This window comes from Nocardia australiensis (assembly GCF_020733705.1).
In the GTDB taxonomy this organism is placed as follows: Bacteria; Actinomycetota; Actinomycetes; order Mycobacteriales; family Mycobacteriaceae; genus Nocardia; species Nocardia australiensis.
The window spans coordinates 784620-804254 of record NZ_JAJFZM010000002.1; the positions used below are offsets into that span (position 1 = coordinate 784620).

The following is a 19635-nucleotide window of genomic DNA, read 5'->3' on the forward strand; positions in this document are numbered from 1 at the left end:
CCGAGGGGTAACGCGGCGGCGCTCGGGGTAAGTGAAGCCGCGGCGGCGCCGCCGACAGCGGCGGACCCCAGTGTCCTCAGGAACCGGCGGCGGCTCGACTCGGATATTGCCCGTTCGGCGAAAAGCTTTCCTAGCTCGAGACACATGGGTGCCCTTTCATCTGTCAACACTGCTGAGGTCGGCCGCCGCGCAGCTGCGAGACGAACGATGTTTTTTTGCGACCGAAGAAGGCATGGCATTCGGCGGCATGCGAAGGAACTCGGTCTCCGGTAGTAGGAGACGGGCGTAGCTGCATCGTTCAATGCCTGAAAGCTGCCGTTCCGAGGGTGTGAACACTTGGGAGTATCCGAATCTCCGGCCTCCACCAAACGTGATGCTGGCCCGACGAGCGCGGGCAACAAAAGGCTTGGAGTAACGGTACTTTCAGCCGACTTCACTCGAACTGAACACCACAGCCCCTGCCCTACAAAGGAGTGAACACTTACGCACAAGGTCACGTTTGGGCCGGTCGAGACAGAATATTGCCACTACAGACACAGACGGGCCTTCTTACGCGGAAGTGTTCGACACAAGCTCTAGCCGGGCAACATGCGTTTCAGCCGGCGGTTCGATGCGCTTGACCTGATGCGTCGGCCAGGCTCTGCCTCTCGAGCACGACCTCGCCTCGAGCTGCCGCGAGCGCGCGTAAGCGCTTGATGGGGATCCGCTTGTTGATTGTGGCTGCGGTGCCCTCGGGCCAAGTGAGCAGGAACTGATCACCTTCCTTCTCCACAACGGTCGGCTCGCCGGCGACCGGCAGCGTGCCACAGGCCCGCAGGATGATGCCGAACTGCTCGGTCCAGAAGTATGGCGAGGGCGTCAGCGGCGCTGCCGTATCGCCCTGCAGCAGCGACTGTGCCGCAGTACGTGCTTGTTCCAGCGCACTGTTCCACAACGGGGTGCGTCGGTGACCGGCGGTAGAGGGAAACGCGGCAACATCGCCTGCAGCAACGATTCGCGGTCCGACACGGCACCGTTCGTCGACCAGAATTCCGCCTCGAATCGGCAGATCACATGACCCCAGCCATTCGACATTGGGGGTGCAACCGACCGCGCTGAGCACCAGGTCTCCCTCGAAGCGTCGCCCGTCGCCGAGCTCGGCCACCGGCGGCCCGCTCGTTCCACGTAGCCGCACTCCGCCCGGATGATGCGCGAACTCGACACCAAGACGCGCGGCGGCGTCCGTGAGCAGATCAGCCAGATAGGGCCCGAGCTGGCCCCGCAGCGGGGGTTGCTGGTCGACGACGGTCACTCTCGCGTTCTGCGCGGCGCACGCCGACGCCAACTCCATCCCGAGGATCCCGGCGCCCACAATGACTACCCGTGGCCTTTTGGCCAGCAGTCGAGCCAGACTGAGAGCGTCGTCGAGGTCTCGAAAGGTAGTTTCGACTACGCCATCGTCCGCGGCGCCCAGGTCCGCCAAACGCCGGGCCCGTGCCCCTGTCGTGATGGCGATCTTGTCGTACGAGATCCGGTCGCCGTCGGCGAGCAGTACCTCGCGGCGATCGAGATCCAGACCAGTTGCCTCCGTGCCGAGCCGCTGGTCGACTTCGCACGACAGTGGGGGGAGTGCGATGGCATCCGGTTGATCGCTCCCGGTCAGAATTCCCTTGGATAGTGCAGGCCGGTTGTACGCGGTCCTCGGCTCGGCTCCGATCAGTGTCAGCTGCCCTGTGTAGCCGTGTTGACGCAAGGTGTCGACCATCATGGAGCCGGCGAGCGATGCGCCAACCACCACGATCCGTTCACGCGTCATCGTATGGCCTTCAGGGCGGCGACGGGGCACACGCGCACCGCCGCTTCGGCTGCCGTGACGGCGGACGAGGAGACTTCTGCGCCGTCGAGGATCAGCTCACCATGATCATCGAGATGCATCAGGTGAGGCGCTGCCTCGGCACATAGTCCGTGGCCCTCGCAGCGGTTTTGGTCGAGGATAAGCTTCACGTCAACTCCTTTGTTGTTTGTTGGGTCGGAGCATCGCGCTCGACGAGGTTGCTCCGTAACGCTGTCGGATGCCCTAGGGCGAAACTGTGGCCCCGCGCGCGGGGTCTGGCTGATGTCGAGGAGGTGTATTGCGGTCGGGCTGCATCCGAAGTCCTTCTCTAATCAGAAATGCCGGGTCAGTCCGCCGTCGACGACGATGAACTGGCCCGTTACGAAGTCGGCCTCGTCTCCGGAGAGGAAACAGACAGCACCGACCACATCGCGCGGGGCGCCGGGACGCCGTATGGACTGCTGCGCCGCCAGGAGGTTGTCGATATCCGGGGGGAAGGCGCCTGCGGCCACCCCCTCATCGACCATCTGGGTACGAGTGAAAGGCGGGGAAACGGCGTTGACTGTGATTCCGTACGGTGCCAGGTCCGCCGACAGCCCGGCCGTCAAACCCAGCACACCGGCTTTGCTTGTCAGATAGGCGGTGAGTCCCGGTGGGCCGCTGTAGATCGACGAGGAGCTGATGTTGACAATTCGTCCGCGGCCTTTCTCCATCATTCCCTGGGCGAATACGGTTGAGACCAGGAACTGAGAGTCGAGGTTTGTAATAAGAACGCGGCGCCAGAAGGAGTAGTCGAGCTTGTTCCAGGGCGCAGCTCCGGATATCGCGGCGTTGTTGACAACGATGTCACATGTGCCGAACTGTTGGGTCACCACATCGTGCAAGCGCTGAACGTCGCCGGGATCGGAAACGTCCGCCGTTACTGGAAAGCACGTCAATCCCGCTTCGTGGATCGACTCGCTGGTTTCCTCGGCAGGTTCGCGATCGACGGCGATCACTGTGGCACCTCGCTGGGCGAGGCCGACGGCGATCGCCCTGCCGATACCGCGGCCGGCCCCGGTTACTACTGCGACACGGTCCGCGTGAGTCTCCGACGGTGATGTCATCGTGCGATCACCTCGCCGGCGCTATCCAGTTCAAGATCATCGAACATGACCATGGCGGTGGCTCGGCCTCCGCCCAGTACGCCACCACCGGGGTGCATGAACGGACCGGTCAGGTAAAAGCCGGAGAGCCCTGGCACGGTGTATCCGCTGAGTTCAGGCGTTGGCCTGTTTGTGCCCATTTGGTCCCAGTGCATGGCCAGGCCGATGTAGTCACCGTTGACGAAGCTCGCGCTGCGCGCCTCGATGTCCAGAGGTGTGGCGATTTCGCGCGCTCGCACCAGGCCTGGGCGGTAGTTGGTGATGTAGGTCCCAAGGCGGTCGAGATAGCTGTCAGCCACGCTGTTCTTGATCGACTCCCAGCGGGAGGGCCCACCGTCAGCGAGGTTGCGGGTCGTCAGGCTGAGCATATGCAGCAGCGCCCTTCCTTCGGGCGCACGTGACGGGTCGGCGATCGATGGGCACCCGGCCTCGAGAAGTGGGTTCGAGGGCAGTTGACCGCGTCGAAGCTCGTCGTAGCTGCGATATACGGCTTCGAGGCTGGATGGTGTCAGGGTGATCCACGGCACGCGCTCGAGACCGGGCCCAGCCTTGAAGTCCAGCGGCTCGTCGAGGGATGCGTGCACAACGAGGGCAGAATAGGTCGAGAGACGAGTCTTCGCTGCGGTCCTTGCGATCGCCGGATCGATGCCCTCCACCATGTCGCCCAGACGGTGTGGGTGGATGGCGCCGAGGACCGCGTCGCCGGCCCGGATCTCCTGGCCGTCCGAGGTTCGGACGCCGACGACCCGCGTACCTTCGGTGAGTACCTTCTCGACTGAAACCGAGGTTCGGATCTCACCACCGTGGTCCTCGATGCAGCGAGCGCACGCCTGGGTGAACGCCTCTCCGCCGCCGCGCGGATACGCCATCCCGAAGCGCTCGTTGAATCCGGGGCCCGCGTAGGCGTAGAGGCCCGTATTGAGGTCACCAGGATGCGCCAGGTTGATCTCGGAGATCATCCGGGAAAGAGCGATGTGGACGCGTTCGTCCGTGAACCACTCCGCCAGCACACTGTGCACACTCATCCCGGAGGCGCGGATCATCTCCTTTCCCGTCGGTGTGGTCGCGAGCATCGCGAGCTGCTCGCCGGCGTTCGCGGGGGGCACGAAGAACGACGGCGCGACCATGTCGACTATCTGCACGGCGAGGTCCATGAAGCGGTCGTATGCTTCGGCGTCTCGGGGAGAGATCTCGGCGATCTGTGCCATCGTGGCTGCACGGTCTCGGAAGATCGGTAGGTGGGATCCATCCTCGAATGCCGCGGCATACGAGGCCTCCGGGTGGATGTATTCCAGGCCGTACCGACTCAGTAGGCCCAGTTCGTCATTCGTGATCAGGGGGTTCGCTTGGATGAGAACGTGCACCATGCTGCAGCGCTCGCTGAGGAAGCCCGGCTCGGTCAGCTCGGCGGTGCTCACCCCGCCGCCGATGTAGTCGTTGTGCTCGAGAACCAGTACGCGTTTTCCCGCTGCCGCCAAATAGCCCGCGGCCACAAGACCATTGTGACCGGAACCGATGACGACGATATCTGCATCGGCGTTTGTCTTCATCTTGAATTCCTATGCTGCAGAGGGGGAGAGGGAGGTGAAATATGGAAGATGGGTGCCCCAACGCGCGAGCCACGTGACAGGCGCAGCCGCCTCACAGGACTACAGCTATATCTTCCGCGCGGCGAAAGAGATAGCTGTCAATATTCCTCCACGTTATCCCTGGGGCCAAGTACAAATTGGGGAAACGGTCCATCAGAGCGCTGATCGCGATCCTTGCTTCGATCCGCACGAGTGGCGCGCCGAGGCAAGCATGAATGCCGTTTCCGAATGCGACATGGGCGGCTGCTCCGGCCCGGCTGGAGTTGAATTCCAGAGAGTCGTCGCCCCATACTTTTTCATCGTGGTTTGCGGACTGCAGACTCAAGTAGACCTTACTGCCGGCCTGGACAGGGCAGCCTCCGATCTCGACGTCCGAGAGAACGCTCCGTGTCATATATGTCCCCGGCGAGTCAAGGCGCAGTGATTCCTCGATAGCATTGGTGAGTCGAGATCGGTCCGCAACGATCTGATCCCACTGATCATGACTCTCGAGGAGGCGGAATACGCAGTTCGACATCAATGCGCGGGTTGTATCGGTTCCAGCACCCAGTAGCTGCCAGATGTGCATGACCACCTCGAAGGAAGACATTTCACGTTCGCCCTCGTCGGCAAAGCAGAAATTGTCCAGGACATCCGTGTGGCGGTTGTCTGGCATCGAGCGACGCTCCTCCACGAGCTCCCCGATGTACTGTGTCAGACGTGCATATTCCGTTGTTTCTTCCGGCGCCGACAGGAGTGATTCATTGATGATATCGGCCCACTCCTGTACTGTGTCCCACATTTCCCTTGGAATACCGATGAACGCGTAGAGAACCCGTGTCGGAATGGACTTTATGTACCGGTCGTAAAGGTCCACTGTGCCGGATTGTGTTTCCAATTCGCCCACTGCATCTGCAACGACTTTGGCGATTTCAGGTTCGAGCTTGCGCAGTCGTGCCGGCGCGAAGTTTTTCAGGAGACGCTTCCGAAGTCCGGTGTGAACCGGAGGATCGGTCATTGTGATCAGGGGCACTGGAACTTCGAGATCTTGTTCGCCGAGGGTGAAGTTGCCACGGCTCGAGAAATGCTGTTGATCAGTGAAAATTCGTCGTACGTCCTCGTCCCGACTTACTACGTACAGAACGTCACTGGCCCGACTGACCGGACACTGCGCGCGCGCGTTCTGCAAGTACGTGTCCGGAGAATTTCGATGGGTGGCGTTGTGCGGGGTGAAGATTTCACCTGGGTTCGCGTCGGTCATCGGTGACCTCCTTTATCTTGTGAGGTGGCGCAGGGCGCATATGGGTTGGCAAGGGGTATCCCGCGGTTCAACTGCCGTCGATCGAGAGGTTTTGTCCTGTGACCCGACTCGACTCGTCGGAAGCGAGATACGTCGCCTGGTAGGCAATGTGCTCGCCAGTCTCCGTGTGTCGAATTAGATGCGCTGCAAGCGTGAAGTCACGACCGGCGTTTTCCACTGTGTCTGTTCGTCACGATTTCTCCTTTAAATCTGGATCGATTTCGATTCGCCTCAGTGTGGCGTGCTGTTGTTATGATCCGCTACGGGCGGCCTGGATGGTCGATCGCCATCAGTGATCTTCTTTTTGAGTGCCGCTTTGTCGATCTTTCCCAACGATGTCAGCGGAAGTTCACGTACTTCGACGTACCGCTTCGGCCGCTTATAGCCGGCCAGCGTATCGTTGCAGCGCTCGGCTGCGATGCGTGTGTCGAAGGGGCTGTTCTCGGTGTTGTCGGCAACGACGACTGCGGTGACAGCTTCGCCCCAGTATGGGTCTGGAATTCCGATTACTGCCACGCGGGCGACTCCGGGGCAATCGCGAAGAGCATCTTCAACTTCTGCGCTGTAGACGTTCATCCCCCCGCTGATGATCATGTCCTTTTTGCGGTCCAGCAGGAATAGGTATCCATCATTGTTCAGGTACCCGATATCGCCGGTATGGAGCCAGCCATCGTAGAGCACTTCTAGTGTTTGTTGGGGAAGTTTATGATAACCAGACATGACGTATGGTCCGCGAGTGCACACCTCACCGGGCCTACCTGAGGGTAGCGACTGGCCGTCTTCGTCGAGGATGGCGACATCCATCAGGGCGGTAGCCCGGCCGGTACTCCGCAGGAGTTCTCCGTTGGAGTGGTCCTCACGGGTCAGGCGGGTGATGAAGTTGGGAGCCTCTGTTTGTCCATAGAGTTGCATGAATACGGGGCCCCAGAGATCGATCCCTTGTTGCAGACGCGCGGGGTCTATTGGCGCCGCGCCGTACAGCAGGGTGCGGAGCGCGAAGTCAGATGTCGCGAGACCCTGTGCTGCATCAAGTAGTGCGTAGATCATCGTCGGCACCATGAAGGTGAACGTGATGCGCTCATTGGATAGAAGATCGAGTGTGCGGCTCACGTTGAAGCCGCTTTCGATATAGAGAGTTGCGCCTTTGAGAAGTCCGATCTCGGCCATCGCACCAGCGGCGTGTGCGAGTGGGGTGCTCAGCAGCATCCGCTCGTCGTCTTGCAGTGCGGTTTCGAGGAGTTGCGCGAGCAGATTTGTCGCCAGCGATTGCTGGGTATGTACTACTCCTTTTGGTCGCCCGGTTGTCCCGCCGGTGTAGAAGATGACCCCTGGTGCGCTGGGGTCGATCGCATGACAGGGCGGTGATGTACCGGACGGGTCTTCAAAGAGAGTTGTCCATGCAGTCGCCTCCGGTTCGACACTGCGAACGGCAACGACATGGCGCAAAGAACCACCGGTAGCCACGTCGGGGTGCTGATCATCGGTGATGGCTACTTCCGCATCGCTGTCAGTGAGGATGAAGTTGACCTCGGCGGTTTTCAATCCCGGGTTGACCGGCACCTTGACTGCACCCAGTCGGTAGATGGCCAGACTGGCCACCAGGTATTCGACACAGTTGGGCAGGATTATGGCGACGGGGGTTCCCGCCACGACTCCGAGACGACTCAGACCGACCGCGACACGAGAAGCGGCGTCGCTAAGGTCTCGGTAGCTGAGCGTCCCGCTCTGGGACACCACGGCGGTGCGACCGCCGAAGCGAGAAATCCTGTCTGCGAACAAGTCTCGGGGAACTAGTGCAGTCGTCGAGCGAGTGGCGAGCATTTCCGTCATGCGCTTCCCGCTTCGACAAGAGATGCTCGAACCTGTCCCGAGCGCAGCGCGTCGTGCAGTGGAAGATCGGGCAAGGTCGCGGCTGCAACGATCAGCATGCCGTCGTCGCGAACGCAACATGAGATTGGATGCTTGGGCGCGGTGCTGGTTGTCCGAACAACGCTGCCCTCGATGACCTTCGCCATGACGCAGCCGTTCAGATCGGCTACCCAGATGCCGTCGTCAGCCGCCGTGCAGGCTCCGTCAGGTTTGACGTCCGGCCCGATCAGCACAGCCAGGTCGGCGTAGAGGCGGCGGCCGCCGAGGCTGCCGTCCGCGTTTACATCGAACGCGACGATTCGTTGCCCGACTGTCTCCACGACGAGCAATGTCTGCCCACCATCGACAAGGACCAGGCCGTTCGGCATGAGGAGTTCACTCGCGACTACCAATGATGTTCCATCGGGCCGGACGAGAAGCACCCGACCGGCGACCGGTTGCTCGCCGGCGCCCGCGTTGAAGCCGACATCATCGACATACAGATTGCCCCGGCTGTCACCGACCATGTCACCCAACGGTCCGATGGCGACCTTCTCCAAGTCGGCATAGGTTCGCCATCGGTTGCCGTCCCACATCCCGACCTTACGTTCGTGCATGAGCGCGCCCACCAGACTGCCGTCGGGAAGAAACCACAACCCGTTGGATGGACTGTCGAGCTCGAACGGCGTCCATCGACCAGAACTGTCGGTCCACAGGCGTGATCCTTGCGTATCGGACAGCCACAGCGCGCTGTCTCGGAAACGCAGGCCCTCGCCCCAGACCATCGCCGGCTCGCCTGGGGCGTTCACGCCGGCACCCGAGCCGTGTCCGCGGCGAACAACGTTCTCCCGAGGCCACTGCTGACACGATCGAGTTCGGTGGAGTCGGCACTCAGGGCGTAAACGTAACGGTCGGGCCGGATGATCGCCGCTCGAGCACCGTTGTTCTGCAGCCATTCCGTAGTGGCTGAGCCGGGCTCGGTGACGAGTACGACGGCACCGAGTCGTGCCCAGAGTGCACGAGACGACTCGTCGGTACCAGCGATGACATCACTGTCTCCGACTACGACGAAGGCGTATCCCGTGGCATCGTCCAGGCGATCGCCTGCGCGGTTCCGCGGTTGCGGTGCCAGCTGCCCAATCGCGCCACCCGGATTCTGGACCAGGCCCGGCCCGAGCAGCGGTCGGTAGCGCTCGGAATCCTGCGCTTGCTCTATCGCCGGCGGCACCTCTCCGTAGCTGAAGGCCTCGACCATGTTGGCCTGTCGCGCCGACTCCTCGATGTAGGGCCGAACGTGTGCGGCCCGTTCGGATTCGTAGGTGTCGAGGAGTGTGTCGGCAGATTCTTTTCGGACCACGAGGCTGAGCTTCCAGGCCAAATTCATCGCGTCACGTAGCCCCGAACACAGCCCTTGCCCGAGCATCGGAGGCATTTCATGAGCGGAGTCGCCGGCAAGGAGTACTCGCCCCTTGCGCCATGTGGAGGCCAGGGCCGAGTGCCACTCGTACACGTCGTGGCGCATGACGCGATACGTTCCAGGTGTGTACCAACGAGAAAGCAAGTCGTAGACCTTTTCCGGCCTGCTGAGTTCTTGCACGTCGTGTTCCTTGGTCAGCATGAACTCAAACCGCTGGTACGGCGGGTAGCCGGGAACGAAGGTGACAGGCAACTTGGGCTCGCACCGGACGAACCCGCTATTCGTCGGAAGGTCTGGCGAGGAGACGAAAGGGTCGATGTCGACGATGAGCGATAGCTGGGTGCAGCCCAGGTCCTCCATCGTCGTCCCTACGTGCTTTCTCACTGTCGAATTCGCCCCGTCGGTACCGACTATGAAGGACGCTCGCAGTGTGCGTCGGGAGTCGGTCGTCCGCTCGCGCACTGCCAGAGTTACCCCGGAATCATCCTGGTCGATCTCACTGACATAGCACCCGAGCAGCAGGCTGGCGTGCGGCTCGGATGCGAGCGACCCGCGAAGATAGGACTCGAAGTCGGGGGAGTGGAACTGGTAATCAGTGAACCAGCCTTGATCCGATTCGGTATCGGGCATCCTCAGATTGAGGAAAGCCTTCTCATCCGGACCCAACAGGCTGAATCCTGTTTGCCGCAGGTACTTTGGTTCGAGAAACTCTGCCCCAAGAGTTTGCAGCGTACGCATTGTTTCGTCATCGATATGTGTTGCGCGGGGATGATGCAGGGCGATCCGATTCGGATCGATAACCGCGACCCGGACTCCACTTCTGGCAAGCAAAACTGCCAAAGCCAGTCCAACGGGTCCGGCTCCCACGACGGCGACATCGTATGGTTCGGGTGCTTCTTTCGTAGACATCGGTTCCTCGTCAGCGAGCAGATATGGCTAGGGGGATGAATGGGCGCCGACTATAAGTGCGGCAAGATCTTCAGGGTTGATGAACGAGGGCGGTGGCGGTGGTCCCCAGCTGTAGAGACCACGGGTGCCCTCCCAGACTCCCGGCTTCCACAGCGCGTCCTCCACGATGCAGTCGAGGTCGGAGTAGTACTCACTGAAGTTGCCGGCGGGATCTTTGAGGTACCAGAAGAAATTCGACCCCACGAAGTGTCGGCCCATCCCCCATACGTGTCGCTCGGGGTTTCCTTCGAGCATGCGCGTGGCGCCTCGTCCCACCTCGTCGGCGTCATCGACTTCCCACGATGTGTGGTGCAGGAAGTTCACCGGCGCCTGCTGGACCAGGACGTTGTGATGGTCTGTCGAGCACCGCATGAAGGACGCGATGCCGGGGACTTCGTCGCTTATCTTGAGGCCGATACCTTCGACATAGAACCGCTGGCTCAGTTCCTGGTCGACGGAGCCCATCACCACGTGTCCGAGTTTGCGCACCGCGACAGGGTCTTCACGCAGGATGCTGGGAGCTCGAGCGTCTCCGCGGTCTATTCGGCCGGGACCATTGGTCGGTTCGACCGGCGAAGGACCTTCTTGAACCCGCGGAACGATGGCGATCTCTACCTCCACCGCTGTGATGGGTTCTGTGGTGATGATTCGTTCGTCATCGCGCCGTGCCGGTACATCCAGCTTGGCTAGTTGCGCCTGGATGCGCCCCAGGTCGTCTTCGTCGTCAACGCCGATCGACAGGCCTGCAACCCGTCGACTGGGGGCATGGACGATTCGTAGCTGTCGGCCTCCGTTATGCGTCGCGAGCCATCCACCGTTCGCCGGTGCCAGGCCGAACTCTTCGTAATAGGCCCTTGCTGCATCTACATCGGGGACTGCGATTGTCACCGAGTTCAGACGATGTAAACTCATCCGATCATCCTTTTGCTGCTGGAATTTCTGAAATTCTGGGTGAGTCGGCCAATTCCCTCGATGTAGGAAACCAATTCGTCGCCGGCATTGATATAGCGTGGGGGAGATTGGACCGCCCCCACCCCGGCCGGCGTCCCGGTGAAGATGATGTCGCCGGGATAAAGGGTCAAGACCGCAGACAACTTCTCGATCAGCATGTCAATCGGGAAGACCAGCTGCGAGGTCCGAGCTTTCTGCATCTGTTCGCCGTTGAGGTAGCAGCCGATCTCGAGATCCGATGGATTGTCGAACTCGTCAGGTGTGACCAGAACAGGGCCAGTCGGCGCGAACCCTGGGAATGACTTTCCAAGGCTGAATTGCGCAGGATTCCCCACGAGTTGAAGATCGCGCTCGGAGATGTCTTGACCGACGGTAAGGCCAGCAACGTGAGACCAGGCATCCTGTGCCTTGACTGTGCGGGTGACTTTGCCTATCACCACAACGAGTTCTACCTCCCAATCCACGTTCCCCGAAGGCAAGATGACGTCACAGTGTGGACCGGCGAGTGAAGAGACGAATTTCGTGAAAACCGCCGGCTCGTCCGGGACCTGCAATCCTGCTTCGCTGATGTGGTCCAGGTAGTTGAGGCCGACAGCGAAGACCTGGCGCGGCGCCGGTGAGGGTGCTTCGAGGTCGTTGGGATCGAACGCGCCCGAAGGCTGTGACGTCGCCTCGGCTGCCGCCCACTCGGCGAACTCCGGCCATTTCGCATACAGGTCCTGCATGGAGGCGTATGTGCCGGCGCTGGCCATGGCTATGTCGAACCCTTCCCCGTCACCGGTGATCATCCATGGGGTTCCTTGCAAGTTGCCGATCCGCATCGGTAGTTCACGTCCCTTCTGCGCAGCGTGTGCGGCGCGTCACATCACGCTACATCGATATTTTCTGAAGTCAACACAACTTTCGAATATCGGCGAAAATGCGCTGATCTGCTAAAATTTCGATTCATGACCAAGGGTTACGGGAACGGCACCCGGGCAGACGAGGCCTATCGCCGACTGCGCGCAGAGATCTTCACCGGACGCCTTGAGCCGGGGCAACGACTCAAGTTCCCAGAGCTGTGCGCTCAAATGGGCATCAGCGTGGGAGTGTTACGCGAGGCGCTGGTTCGCCTGGTAGGAGAGCGGCTTGTCGCACTTCAAGCGCATCAGGGATACGCGGTGGCCTCGCTATCCAGCGACGAGCTGACGGATCTGACGACAGCGCGCGTCGAGTTCGAGACCCATGCCTTCGGCCTCTCGATGAGCAAGGGTGCCGACTCGTGGGAGTCAGAAGTGGTTGCGGCCCATCATCTCCTGACCCTACGTGAGCGAGACGTCTTGGATGGAGGAGTGCGCGGCGACGGGTGGTTCGCGGCTCACGAGGCGTTTCACGGCGCGCTGGTGGCAGGATGTGGCAGCCGTCGCATCATTGCGATCACGAGCCAGCTGCGAGCAGAGACCGAACTATATCGGCGCTGGGCAGCGCCACTTTTATATGAGTTCGACCGCGATCCAGCGGCCGAGCATCAAGCCCTTGTCGATGCCGCACTGGCACGCGATATCGACAAGGGCATTGCTGTCCTACGCAACCACATCGCGTTCACAACACAGATGCTGCTCTGTCACCTGGACTCTGCAGCTCTCACTGCCGATTCCAAAACGTTGAAGCAGGTTCCGGCACGCTGACTTCTGACGACACCCTGGCCGATTCAGAACGACGTACTGCATGGCCGCCGAACTGCTGTCGGAGCGCTGAAACGGCCTTCGTAGCTGGTGAGTCATCCTGGCGGGAAGCGAAGCGCGCGAATAGGGCCGCGGAGATGACCGGCGCCGGAACCGCGTGTGCGATCGCTTCCTCGACTGTCCACCGTCCCTCGCCCGAGTCCTCGGTGTAACCGGAGATCGATTCCAGACCAGGGTCTTGCGATATTGCCCGGACGAGCAGCTCGAGCAGCCACGATCGCACCACGGTTCCCGTCGACCATGCACGCAGAACGGCATGTATATCGGTAGTCGCCACCGACCATGAGCGCGTATCCATTCGCGCGCCCCAAACGTCCCCGGAGACACCGCAGTCGAGGAAATCGAGACCGCGCTCGGCCAGCATCGCAGCGTGCGTTTTGTCCTCGGTGAATCGCGAGTTGCCGCCGTCGATGACCGCGTCACCAGGGGAGAGGAGACCGGAGAGGCGCTCGATCACCTAACGTGTAGGACCGCCTGCGGGCACCATCACCCACACAGCAAGTGGGGTAGGCAGCATCTCGATCAGCGCCTCGAGGGTGTCGACATCGCTCGACCTCGGAGTCGGGGTCGTAGCCGACGACTTCTTGGCCCCTGGCGTGCAGGCGCTCGCGCATGTTCGCTCCCATACGACCGAGCCCCACCAATCCCAGTTTCATTATCCTGCTTCGCTTTCGATGTCGCATCAGTCTCGTCTCGAGATCTATGTCTAGTACCCGCCGCGACGACATCCACCTGTCCGATCAGATAGCGACCACTGGCCGGCCGACCAAGTGCGTCCCGGGTGGGTCGATTCGACACTGTTAGCCGACGCATTGTTCGAACGCGTCTGTCAAGGCAGCGAAATCTACGGAGTGCAGCAGAAGTGGCCATCTTTGATATGCAACAGGAGTCTGTTCTCACAGCCGACCCGATTCGCGACGTGGTCGACGACCTGCTTATCGATGGCATCGCCTCGGTCGCCGAGCCATCGTCGTTGGTGATCTTCGGGATCACGGGTGATTTGGCCCGCCGGTCACGAGATCTCCGGTATTCAGGTTCTTCTTCGCTGAACCATTTACCGGAGACCTCACTGCATATCTGCCACCGACACACCAACGCAGCCAACATCTTCCGAACCACCAGTTGAGGCGCCGCACAGCGGCGCCCCCAACCAAAACCCACTATTGAGACACGCCCTAGCTGTACTGCCCACGGACGTTGGTGACGGCGTGGCGAGCTGACAAGGCGAAGACCTCCGAGTGAAGTGCGAGCTGTCTAGGAACGCACTCACTTTCCGGAGGTCTTCGTGTCCCACCGTAATGCCCCGTTGTCGGAGTTGGGGCGGTTGCGTCTGGCTCGCTGTGTCGTCGAGGACGACTGGCCCCTGCGACGGGCCGCCGAACGATTCCAGGTCGCTCACACCACCGCCAAACGCTGGGCCGACCGCTACCGCGACCACGGCACGGCCGGGATGGCCGATCGGTCCAGCCGCCCGCACCACAGCCCGAACCAGACACCGACACGCACCGAACGACGAGTCATCAAAGTCCGCGTCCTGCGCCGGTGGGGACCGGCACGCATCGCCTACCTGCTGGGCTTGAATCCCGCTACAGTGCACCGGATCCTGCGCCGCTACAAACTCGCCCGACTCACACACCTCGACCGGGCCACCGGCCGGGCAGTACGCCGCTACGAGCACGACGCACCCGGCGACCTGGTGCACGTCGACATCAAGAAGCTGGGCAACATCCCCGACGGTGGTGGCCACCGTGTCAAGGCGAGATCGAGGCATCATGGGCTGTGGTCGACCCTGTTATTGCGTATTGGGCGCCGGGCGGGCGGCCTGATGCCTACGTGTCCGGGTCCGCCGGACCCTGTTCAGCGCACGCGATTCTCGCACGGTTCGGAAGGGCTTGGCGCGCACTGTAGTTCGCGTCGGCAAACGCTTCGTCGCGAGGCTGGAGCGCCTCGCGACGAAGCTTCCGGGCAGGGTGAACCTGTCAGGCGATCATGCTGGTCGTACCTTGTCGGGTCGTGCCATGACTCCTGCTTGCACGCCGATCGCTGCGGCTTCCCCTCGGTTTGCGACCTCGAGCTTCTTGAGCACGCTCGCGACGTGAAACTTGACGGTGCTTTCACTGATCCCGAGCGTGGCGGCGATAGCCTTGTTGCGCCGACCGACAGCGAGGTGGCCCAGAACCTCGAGCTCGCGCGCATTGAGCGCGGCGAGCAATTGTTCGTTCGGGCGCGCGGCGGGAGGATCGAGAGGAACGGTGAGTGCGACTTTGCTTCCCCACCCGTCGAGGGATTCGATGTCGAGCGCTCCACGCAGCGTCTTGAGCCGTCCGGACAGTTGCCGGGACAGTGCGTTGCGGTCGATGCCGCCGGCGCCTTGGTCGCGGACGTCGATGAGCACGTTGGATCCGTCGCAGTCCCACGCGATCCGCAAACGTTGCAGAGTGGGTTGGGCGGTGAATGCGAGGACGATCGAGCGGACCATCGCCCGGGCGGCGTGGGCGATCTCGCCCGGCAGAGGCCGACCGTCAGCGGGCGGCTCGACATAGTCGACCTCGACATTCCGATAGCGCAGCAATGGGCGAAGCTCGCCTTGCAGCCGGGCGAACGCGGTGGTGACGGCTTCTTCCGACAGTGCGCGGTCGTTGTCGGGCGCGGAGCGCAGGGCGATGAGCGCGGCAGAGGCTGTTTCGCTGGCGGTGATGCGTGATCGGCGATCGTCGAGGTCGCTCGACCGCAGCGTGCCCAGAATCGAGGACAACGCCGCCTCGTGTACTTCGGTCAGTTCGGTGATCGTGCGTGCCCGCTCGATCGAGGCCGCTCTCGATTCGGCGAGGAAATCCGGGCTGGCTTGGGCAACTTGTTGGTGAATCGAGGTTGCCACAATGCCGAATACTGCGCGCGCTGCAGCCAGGTTTCGTATATCGAGTTGCGTGCGACGAGGAATGAGGACCAGCAATGTGCCGCCGATGTCGTGGACGGCCCAGACGCGACGCTGTGCGCCAGCGATGACGGCCGGTCCATCGTAGGTGTCGCCGGGCGGGATCGATCTTTTGACGGTGTCGAGTTCGTCGATGGTCACCCGGTCGACGATCGCGGCAACGCCGGCTATCTTGCGAGGGCGGCCGGTGCACTCGCGCGTGAAGATCACGACCGCCTCGTGTGGGCAGGTCGGGGCAATGAACTGCGAGAAGCGTCGCGCGATCTCCGGCAGCGGGCCTCCGATCACATTTCTGACGGCGATCCAGGCGTCGGCCGGAGCGATCACAGTTTCTTCCACGCTCACCACACATTCAACCTAGTCCGGCCGTAGTCGTCCGGCACTGGCAATTCGGCTAGTTCGAACCCGCCGATCGGCCGAATGTCCGCAGCGCATCGGCTGGGCAGCTTGAGCCCGGTAGGAACCGAGTCACCTGCTGAAGGAGGGCCATGACCGCCACCGTCGAGCAGACAGGAAGGTTCAGCGACGGGCGCACGATCGTGCTCGAGGAGAACCAGCGACTGCTCAATTCAGTCACTGCCGAAGAGTGGGACCGCGCCGGCGCGTTGATCACCTCGTCACGCGCGGTGTTCGTCATCGGAAACTGAGATCGCGTTCGCTGCTGGCGCCGACCTGGTCACCGTTCTCGGTGCCGCGGGGGATGCGACCATCAAAGGTGCCGTCGAGGCCGGGCAGAAGTACGGGCGCAAGGTCGTCGCCGACCTGATCGGAGTCGACAACCGGGTCGAGCGGGCCCGGGAGATCGCCAAGCTCGGCGTCGCGTTCGTGGAGATCCACGCCGGACTCGACGAGCAGGCCCAGCCCGGCTATTCGATCCAGACCCTGCTCGACGACGGCAAGATCGCCGGTGTGCCGTTCTCCATCGCCGGCGGCGTCAAGGTCGACACCATCGCCGCCGTCCGCGATGCCGGCGCCGAGGTCACGGTCGCCGGTGGCGCGATCTACAGCGCCGAGGACCCGGCCGCGGCAGCCGCAGCGCTGCGGAACGCACTCGACAGCGGAGACCCAGTGCACAGTGAGCCCCCGGCACCAACCCAGCTCGGGGCTTTCACTGGCGTGCGCGTGTCCAAAAGGGCGCTATTTCGCATACGAGGAAACGGTGAACACATGCGATCGGGATTCGTCGGTCTCGGCCGAATGGGCCTGAACATGCGCGACCGGCTCAGCGAAAAAGGCTACAGAGCAATCGGATTCGACCCGCAATCCGCCGCCAGCGACGTTCCCAGCCTCGAAGCCTTGGTCGCATCGTTGGCCGGCCCCAGGACGGTGTGGGTGATGGTCCCTGCCAGTGCGGCAACCCACTCGGTCATCGTCCGTCTTGCCGAGATCCTCGAACCGGGCGATCTCGTCGTCGACGGCGGCAATTCACGCTGCACCGACGACCACGTCCACGCGGACTTCCTCGCCGAACGAGGCATAAAATACGTCGACTGCGGCGTGTCCGGCGGCATCTGGGGACGCCACGAGGGCTACGCCCTCATGGCCGGCGGCGCCCACGCCGATATCGCACGCCTGATGCCAATCTTCGACGCACTGCGCCCCGACAGGGACCGCCGCGACAGCTTCGTGCACGCTGGCCCCACCGGCGCCGGCCACTACGCGAAAATGGTGCACAACGGCATCGAATACGGACTGATGCAGGCCTACGCCGAAGGCTACGAACTCCTCACCGCCGAAGACTCCATCACCGACGTCAACGCCGTACTACGCGCCTGGTCAAACGGCACCGTGGTGCGCTCCTGGCTGCTGAACCTCCTCGTCAACGCCGTCACCGACGACCCCGGACTCACCGCCATCACCGGCTATACCGAAGACTCCGGCGAGGGCCGGTGGACCGTCGAAGAAGCGATCGCCCACTCGGTCCCCGCACCCGTCATCTCCGCCGCCCGCTTCGCCTCCCGCCAGACCACGTCACCCACCATGAAAGCCGTTGCGGCACTACGCAACCAGTTCGGCGGGCACACAGCTCAGAAGGCCGCAATGAACGGGACCACACCGCAATGAGTACGCCGAACTGATCTCGGACGCTCTAGCCAGAGTACGCAGGTGAGCAGGCCTCCAGGCCATCGGTCCCCGGCTGGCAACCTGTATTTCGGGGGGTCTTTCCAGTCTCTCGGCTAGGTCACCGCAGCGGTCTGTTGCATCTACCGTCTCTGGGAGTCATGCCCGGAGACGGATGATGTCCAGATCGAGATAAGGAACGGAAACGACATGCCACAGCACGTACGCGGTGTAATCGCCCGCTCGAAGGGCGCCCCTGTGGAGCTCGCCGAGATAGTGATCCCCGATCCCGGTCCCGGGGAGGTGGTCGTCGCGGTGGCTGCATGCGGGGTCTGCCACACCGACCTGACGTATCGGGAGGGCGGCATCAACGACGAGTTCCCGTTTTTGCTGGGTCACGAAGCCGCCGGCATTGTCGAAACCGTGGGCGAGGGCGTCGACTCGCTGGAGATCGGTGACTTCGTCATCCTGAACTGGCGCGCGGTGTGCGGGCAGTGCCGTGCCTGTAGGCGTGGGCGACCGCAGTACTGTTTCAGTACGTTCAACGCCGAGCAGAAGATGACACTGCTCGATGGCACCGAACTGACTCCGGCTCTCGGCATCGGCGCATTCGCCGAGAAGACACTGGTGCACGCGGGGCAGTGCACGAAGGTCGATCCCACCTCGGATCCAGCAGTGGTCGGGCTGCTGGGATGTGGCGTCATGGCCGGCTTGGGTGCCGCGGTGAACACCGGTGCCGTCGGGCGAGGTGACTCGGTCGCAGTGATCGGCTGCGGCGGCGTCGGGGATGCAGCGATCGTGGGCGCGCGACTCGCGGGCGCTTCGAAGATCATCGCTGTGGACCGTGACGATAAAAAATTGGCGTGGGCCTCCGATCTCGGTGCCACCCATACGATCAACGCCGCGCAAACCGATGTCGTGACCGCGGTGCAGGACCTCACCGGCGGCTTCGGCGCCGACGTCGTGATCGACGCTGTCGGGCGTCCGGAAACATGGAAGCAGGCGTTCTACGCCCGCGATCTGGCGGGTACGGTCGTGCTGGTCGGTGTTCCCACACCGGAGATGCGGCTGGAAATGCCACTGCTCGACTTCTTCTCCCACGGCGGAGCATTGAAGTCGTCCTGGTATGGCGACTGCCTGCCCGATCGCGACTTCCCGGTGTTGGTGGATCTCTATCGCCAGGGGCGGCTGCCGCTGGAGAAGTTTGTCACCGAACGCATCGCGATCGATGAGGTCGAAGGTGCGTTCCACACGATGCACGCTGGAAACGTGCTGCGCTCGGTCGTTGTGCTGTGAGTGGTGAACTGCGTATCGATCGGGTCGTCACTTCGGGAGTGTTCGAACTCGATGGCGCCACTTGGGACGTCGACAACAACGTCTGGGTGGTCGGGGACGACGACGAGGTCGTCATCATCGACGCCGCCCACGATTCCCAACCTATCGTCGAAGCCGTCGCAGGCCGAAACGTCGTGGCCGTGGTCTGTACTCACGGGCACAACGACCACGTCACATTCGCGCCCGAACTCGGCAGAACACTGTGCGCCCCGGTCGTACTTCATCCCGGGGACGGTGAATTGTGGAAGATGACCCATCCAGCGGAGTCCTACTGGCACGCGACGGATAGGCAGCGCATCGCGCTCGCCGGGACGGTGCTCGAAATCATCCACACCCCTGGCCATTCCCCGGGATCGGTATGCCTGGACCTGCCCGAGGCGAAGGCATTGTTCTCGGGTGACACTCTGTTTTCGGGCGGCCCGGGTGCGACGGGGCGCTCGTTCTCCGACTTCCCGACGATCATCGGCTCGATCCGCGAGCGGTTGTTCTCCCTCCCTGAGGACACCCACGTCTACACCGGGCACGGTGAGGGAACAACCATCGGCGATGAAGCGCCGCACCTGGCCGAGTGGATCGAGCGGGGGTTCTGA

General features: G+C 62.4%; 17 protein-coding genes and 3 pseudogenes. 8 read left to right on the forward strand and 12 right to left on the reverse strand.

Annotation, left to right across the window (positions count from 1 at the left end):
• Positions 1–595 precede the first annotated feature (595 nt).
• From LKE06_RS18400 to LKE06_RS18450, 10 genes are all read right to left on the reverse strand, one after another.
• Positions 596–1795, reverse strand: coding sequence for an NAD(P)/FAD-dependent oxidoreductase (locus LKE06_RS18400; RefSeq protein WP_228000477.1), 1200 nt, complete (start codon positions 1793–1795; stop codon positions 596–598).
• A complete protein-coding gene (locus LKE06_RS18405) occupies positions 1792–1983 on the reverse strand; it encodes a ferredoxin (protein ID WP_228000478.1) in 192 nt (63 codons plus the stop codon). Before LKE06_RS18405 ends, LKE06_RS18400 begins: the two co-directional genes overlap by 4 nt.
• A gap of 162 nt (positions 1984–2145) precedes the next feature.
• Positions 2146–2919, reverse strand: coding sequence for an SDR family NAD(P)-dependent oxidoreductase (locus LKE06_RS18410; RefSeq protein WP_228000479.1), 774 nt, complete (start codon positions 2917–2919; stop codon positions 2146–2148).
• A complete protein-coding gene (locus LKE06_RS18415) occupies positions 2916–4508 on the reverse strand; it encodes a phytoene desaturase family protein (protein ID WP_228000480.1) in 1593 nt (530 codons plus the stop codon). Before LKE06_RS18415 ends, LKE06_RS18410 begins: the two co-directional genes overlap by 4 nt.
• A gap of 91 nt (positions 4509–4599) precedes the next feature.
• The gene (locus LKE06_RS18420; protein WP_228000481.1) at positions 4600–5787 is read right to left on the reverse strand and encodes a cytochrome P450; all 1188 of its coding nucleotides are present in this window, start codon (positions 5785–5787) and stop codon (positions 4600–4602) included.
• A gap of 270 nt (positions 5788–6057) precedes the next feature.
• On the reverse strand, positions 6058–7656 hold the full coding sequence (locus LKE06_RS18430) for an AMP-binding protein (RefSeq protein ID WP_308188382.1): 1599 nt from the start codon (positions 7654–7656) through the stop codon (positions 6058–6060).
• Positions 7653–8483, reverse strand: a complete 831-nt coding sequence (locus tag LKE06_RS18435; protein ID WP_228000483.1) for an SMP-30/gluconolactonase/LRE family protein — start codon at positions 8481–8483, stop codon at positions 7653–7655. Before LKE06_RS18435 ends, LKE06_RS18430 begins: the two co-directional genes overlap by 4 nt.
• Positions 8480–10000 (reverse strand): bifunctional 3-(3-hydroxy-phenyl)propionate/3-hydroxycinnamic acid hydroxylase, encoded by a 1521-nt coding sequence (locus tag LKE06_RS18440; RefSeq protein WP_228000484.1) that lies wholly within the window; start codon positions 9998–10000, stop codon positions 8480–8482. Before LKE06_RS18440 ends, LKE06_RS18435 begins: the two co-directional genes overlap by 4 nt.
• A 27-nt stretch (positions 10001–10027) precedes the next feature.
• Positions 10028–10951: a VOC family protein gene (locus tag LKE06_RS18445; protein ID WP_228000485.1), complete on the reverse strand. Its 924-nt coding sequence runs from the start codon at positions 10949–10951 to the stop codon at positions 10028–10030.
• Positions 10948–11811, reverse strand: coding sequence for a fumarylacetoacetate hydrolase family protein (locus LKE06_RS18450; RefSeq protein WP_228000486.1), 864 nt, complete (start codon positions 11809–11811; stop codon positions 10948–10950). The genes LKE06_RS18445 and LKE06_RS18450 overlap by 4 nt, the downstream gene beginning before the upstream one ends.
• 126 nt (positions 11812–11937) lie before the next feature.
• Here LKE06_RS18450 and LKE06_RS18455 point away from each other — a divergent pair, with 126 nt between their 5' ends.
• Complete coding sequence (locus LKE06_RS18455; RefSeq protein WP_228000487.1) at positions 11938–12657, forward strand: GntR family transcriptional regulator; 720 nt, start codon at positions 11938–11940, stop codon at positions 12655–12657.
• On the opposite strand, the pseudogene LKE06_RS18460 reads toward LKE06_RS18455, so the two are convergent.
• Positions 12614–13370 (reverse strand): annotated as a pseudogene (locus LKE06_RS18460) (NAD(P)-binding domain-containing protein). The gene LKE06_RS18455 and the pseudogene LKE06_RS18460 sit on opposite strands and share 44 nt — an antisense overlap.
• Positions 13371–13633: 263 nt before the next feature.
• Between LKE06_RS18460 and LKE06_RS18465 the strand changes: the two are divergent.
• Entirely contained in the window at positions 13634–13840 is a 207-nt protein-coding gene (locus LKE06_RS18465; RefSeq protein ID WP_228000488.1) for a hypothetical protein, read from the forward strand.
• A gap of 159 nt (positions 13841–13999) precedes the next feature.
• Positions 14000–14479: pseudogene (locus LKE06_RS18470) on the forward strand (leucine zipper domain-containing protein); the annotation flags it as partial.
• A gap of 222 nt (positions 14480–14701) precedes the next feature.
• On the opposite strand, the gene LKE06_RS18480 reads toward LKE06_RS18470, so the two are convergent.
• Entirely contained in the window at positions 14702–15988 is a 1287-nt protein-coding gene (locus LKE06_RS18480; protein ID WP_228000669.1) for a helix-turn-helix transcriptional regulator, read from the reverse strand.
• Between the two features lie 149 nt (positions 15989–16137).
• Between LKE06_RS18480 and LKE06_RS18485 the strand changes: the two genes are divergently transcribed.
• The 5 genes and pseudogenes from LKE06_RS18485 (at position 16138) to LKE06_RS18505 (ending at position 19635) form a co-directional block, all read left to right on the forward strand.
• Positions 16138–16296, forward strand: a complete 159-nt coding sequence (locus tag LKE06_RS18485) for a phosphoheptose isomerase family protein (RefSeq protein WP_228000489.1) — start codon at positions 16138–16140, stop codon at positions 16294–16296.
• Positions 16297–16357: 61 nt separating this feature from the next.
• Positions 16358–16627, forward strand: a pseudogene (locus LKE06_RS18490) (beta/alpha barrel domain-containing protein); the annotation flags it as partial.
• A gap of 189 nt (positions 16628–16816) precedes the next feature.
• Positions 16817–17713, forward strand: a complete 897-nt coding sequence (locus LKE06_RS18495; RefSeq protein WP_228000670.1) for an NADP(+)-dependent, decarboxylating phosphogluconate dehydrogenase — start codon at positions 16817–16819, stop codon at positions 17711–17713.
• 207 nt (positions 17714–17920) lie between these two features.
• Positions 17921–19006 carry an S-(hydroxymethyl)mycothiol dehydrogenase gene (locus tag LKE06_RS18500; protein WP_228000490.1) on the forward strand — a complete coding sequence of 362 codons (1086 nt, stop codon included), beginning with the start codon at positions 17921–17923 and terminating at the stop codon, positions 19004–19006.
• A complete protein-coding gene (locus LKE06_RS18505) occupies positions 19003–19635 on the forward strand; it encodes an MBL fold metallo-hydrolase (protein ID WP_228000491.1) in 633 nt (210 codons plus the stop codon). The genes LKE06_RS18500 and LKE06_RS18505 overlap by 4 nt, the downstream gene beginning before the upstream one ends.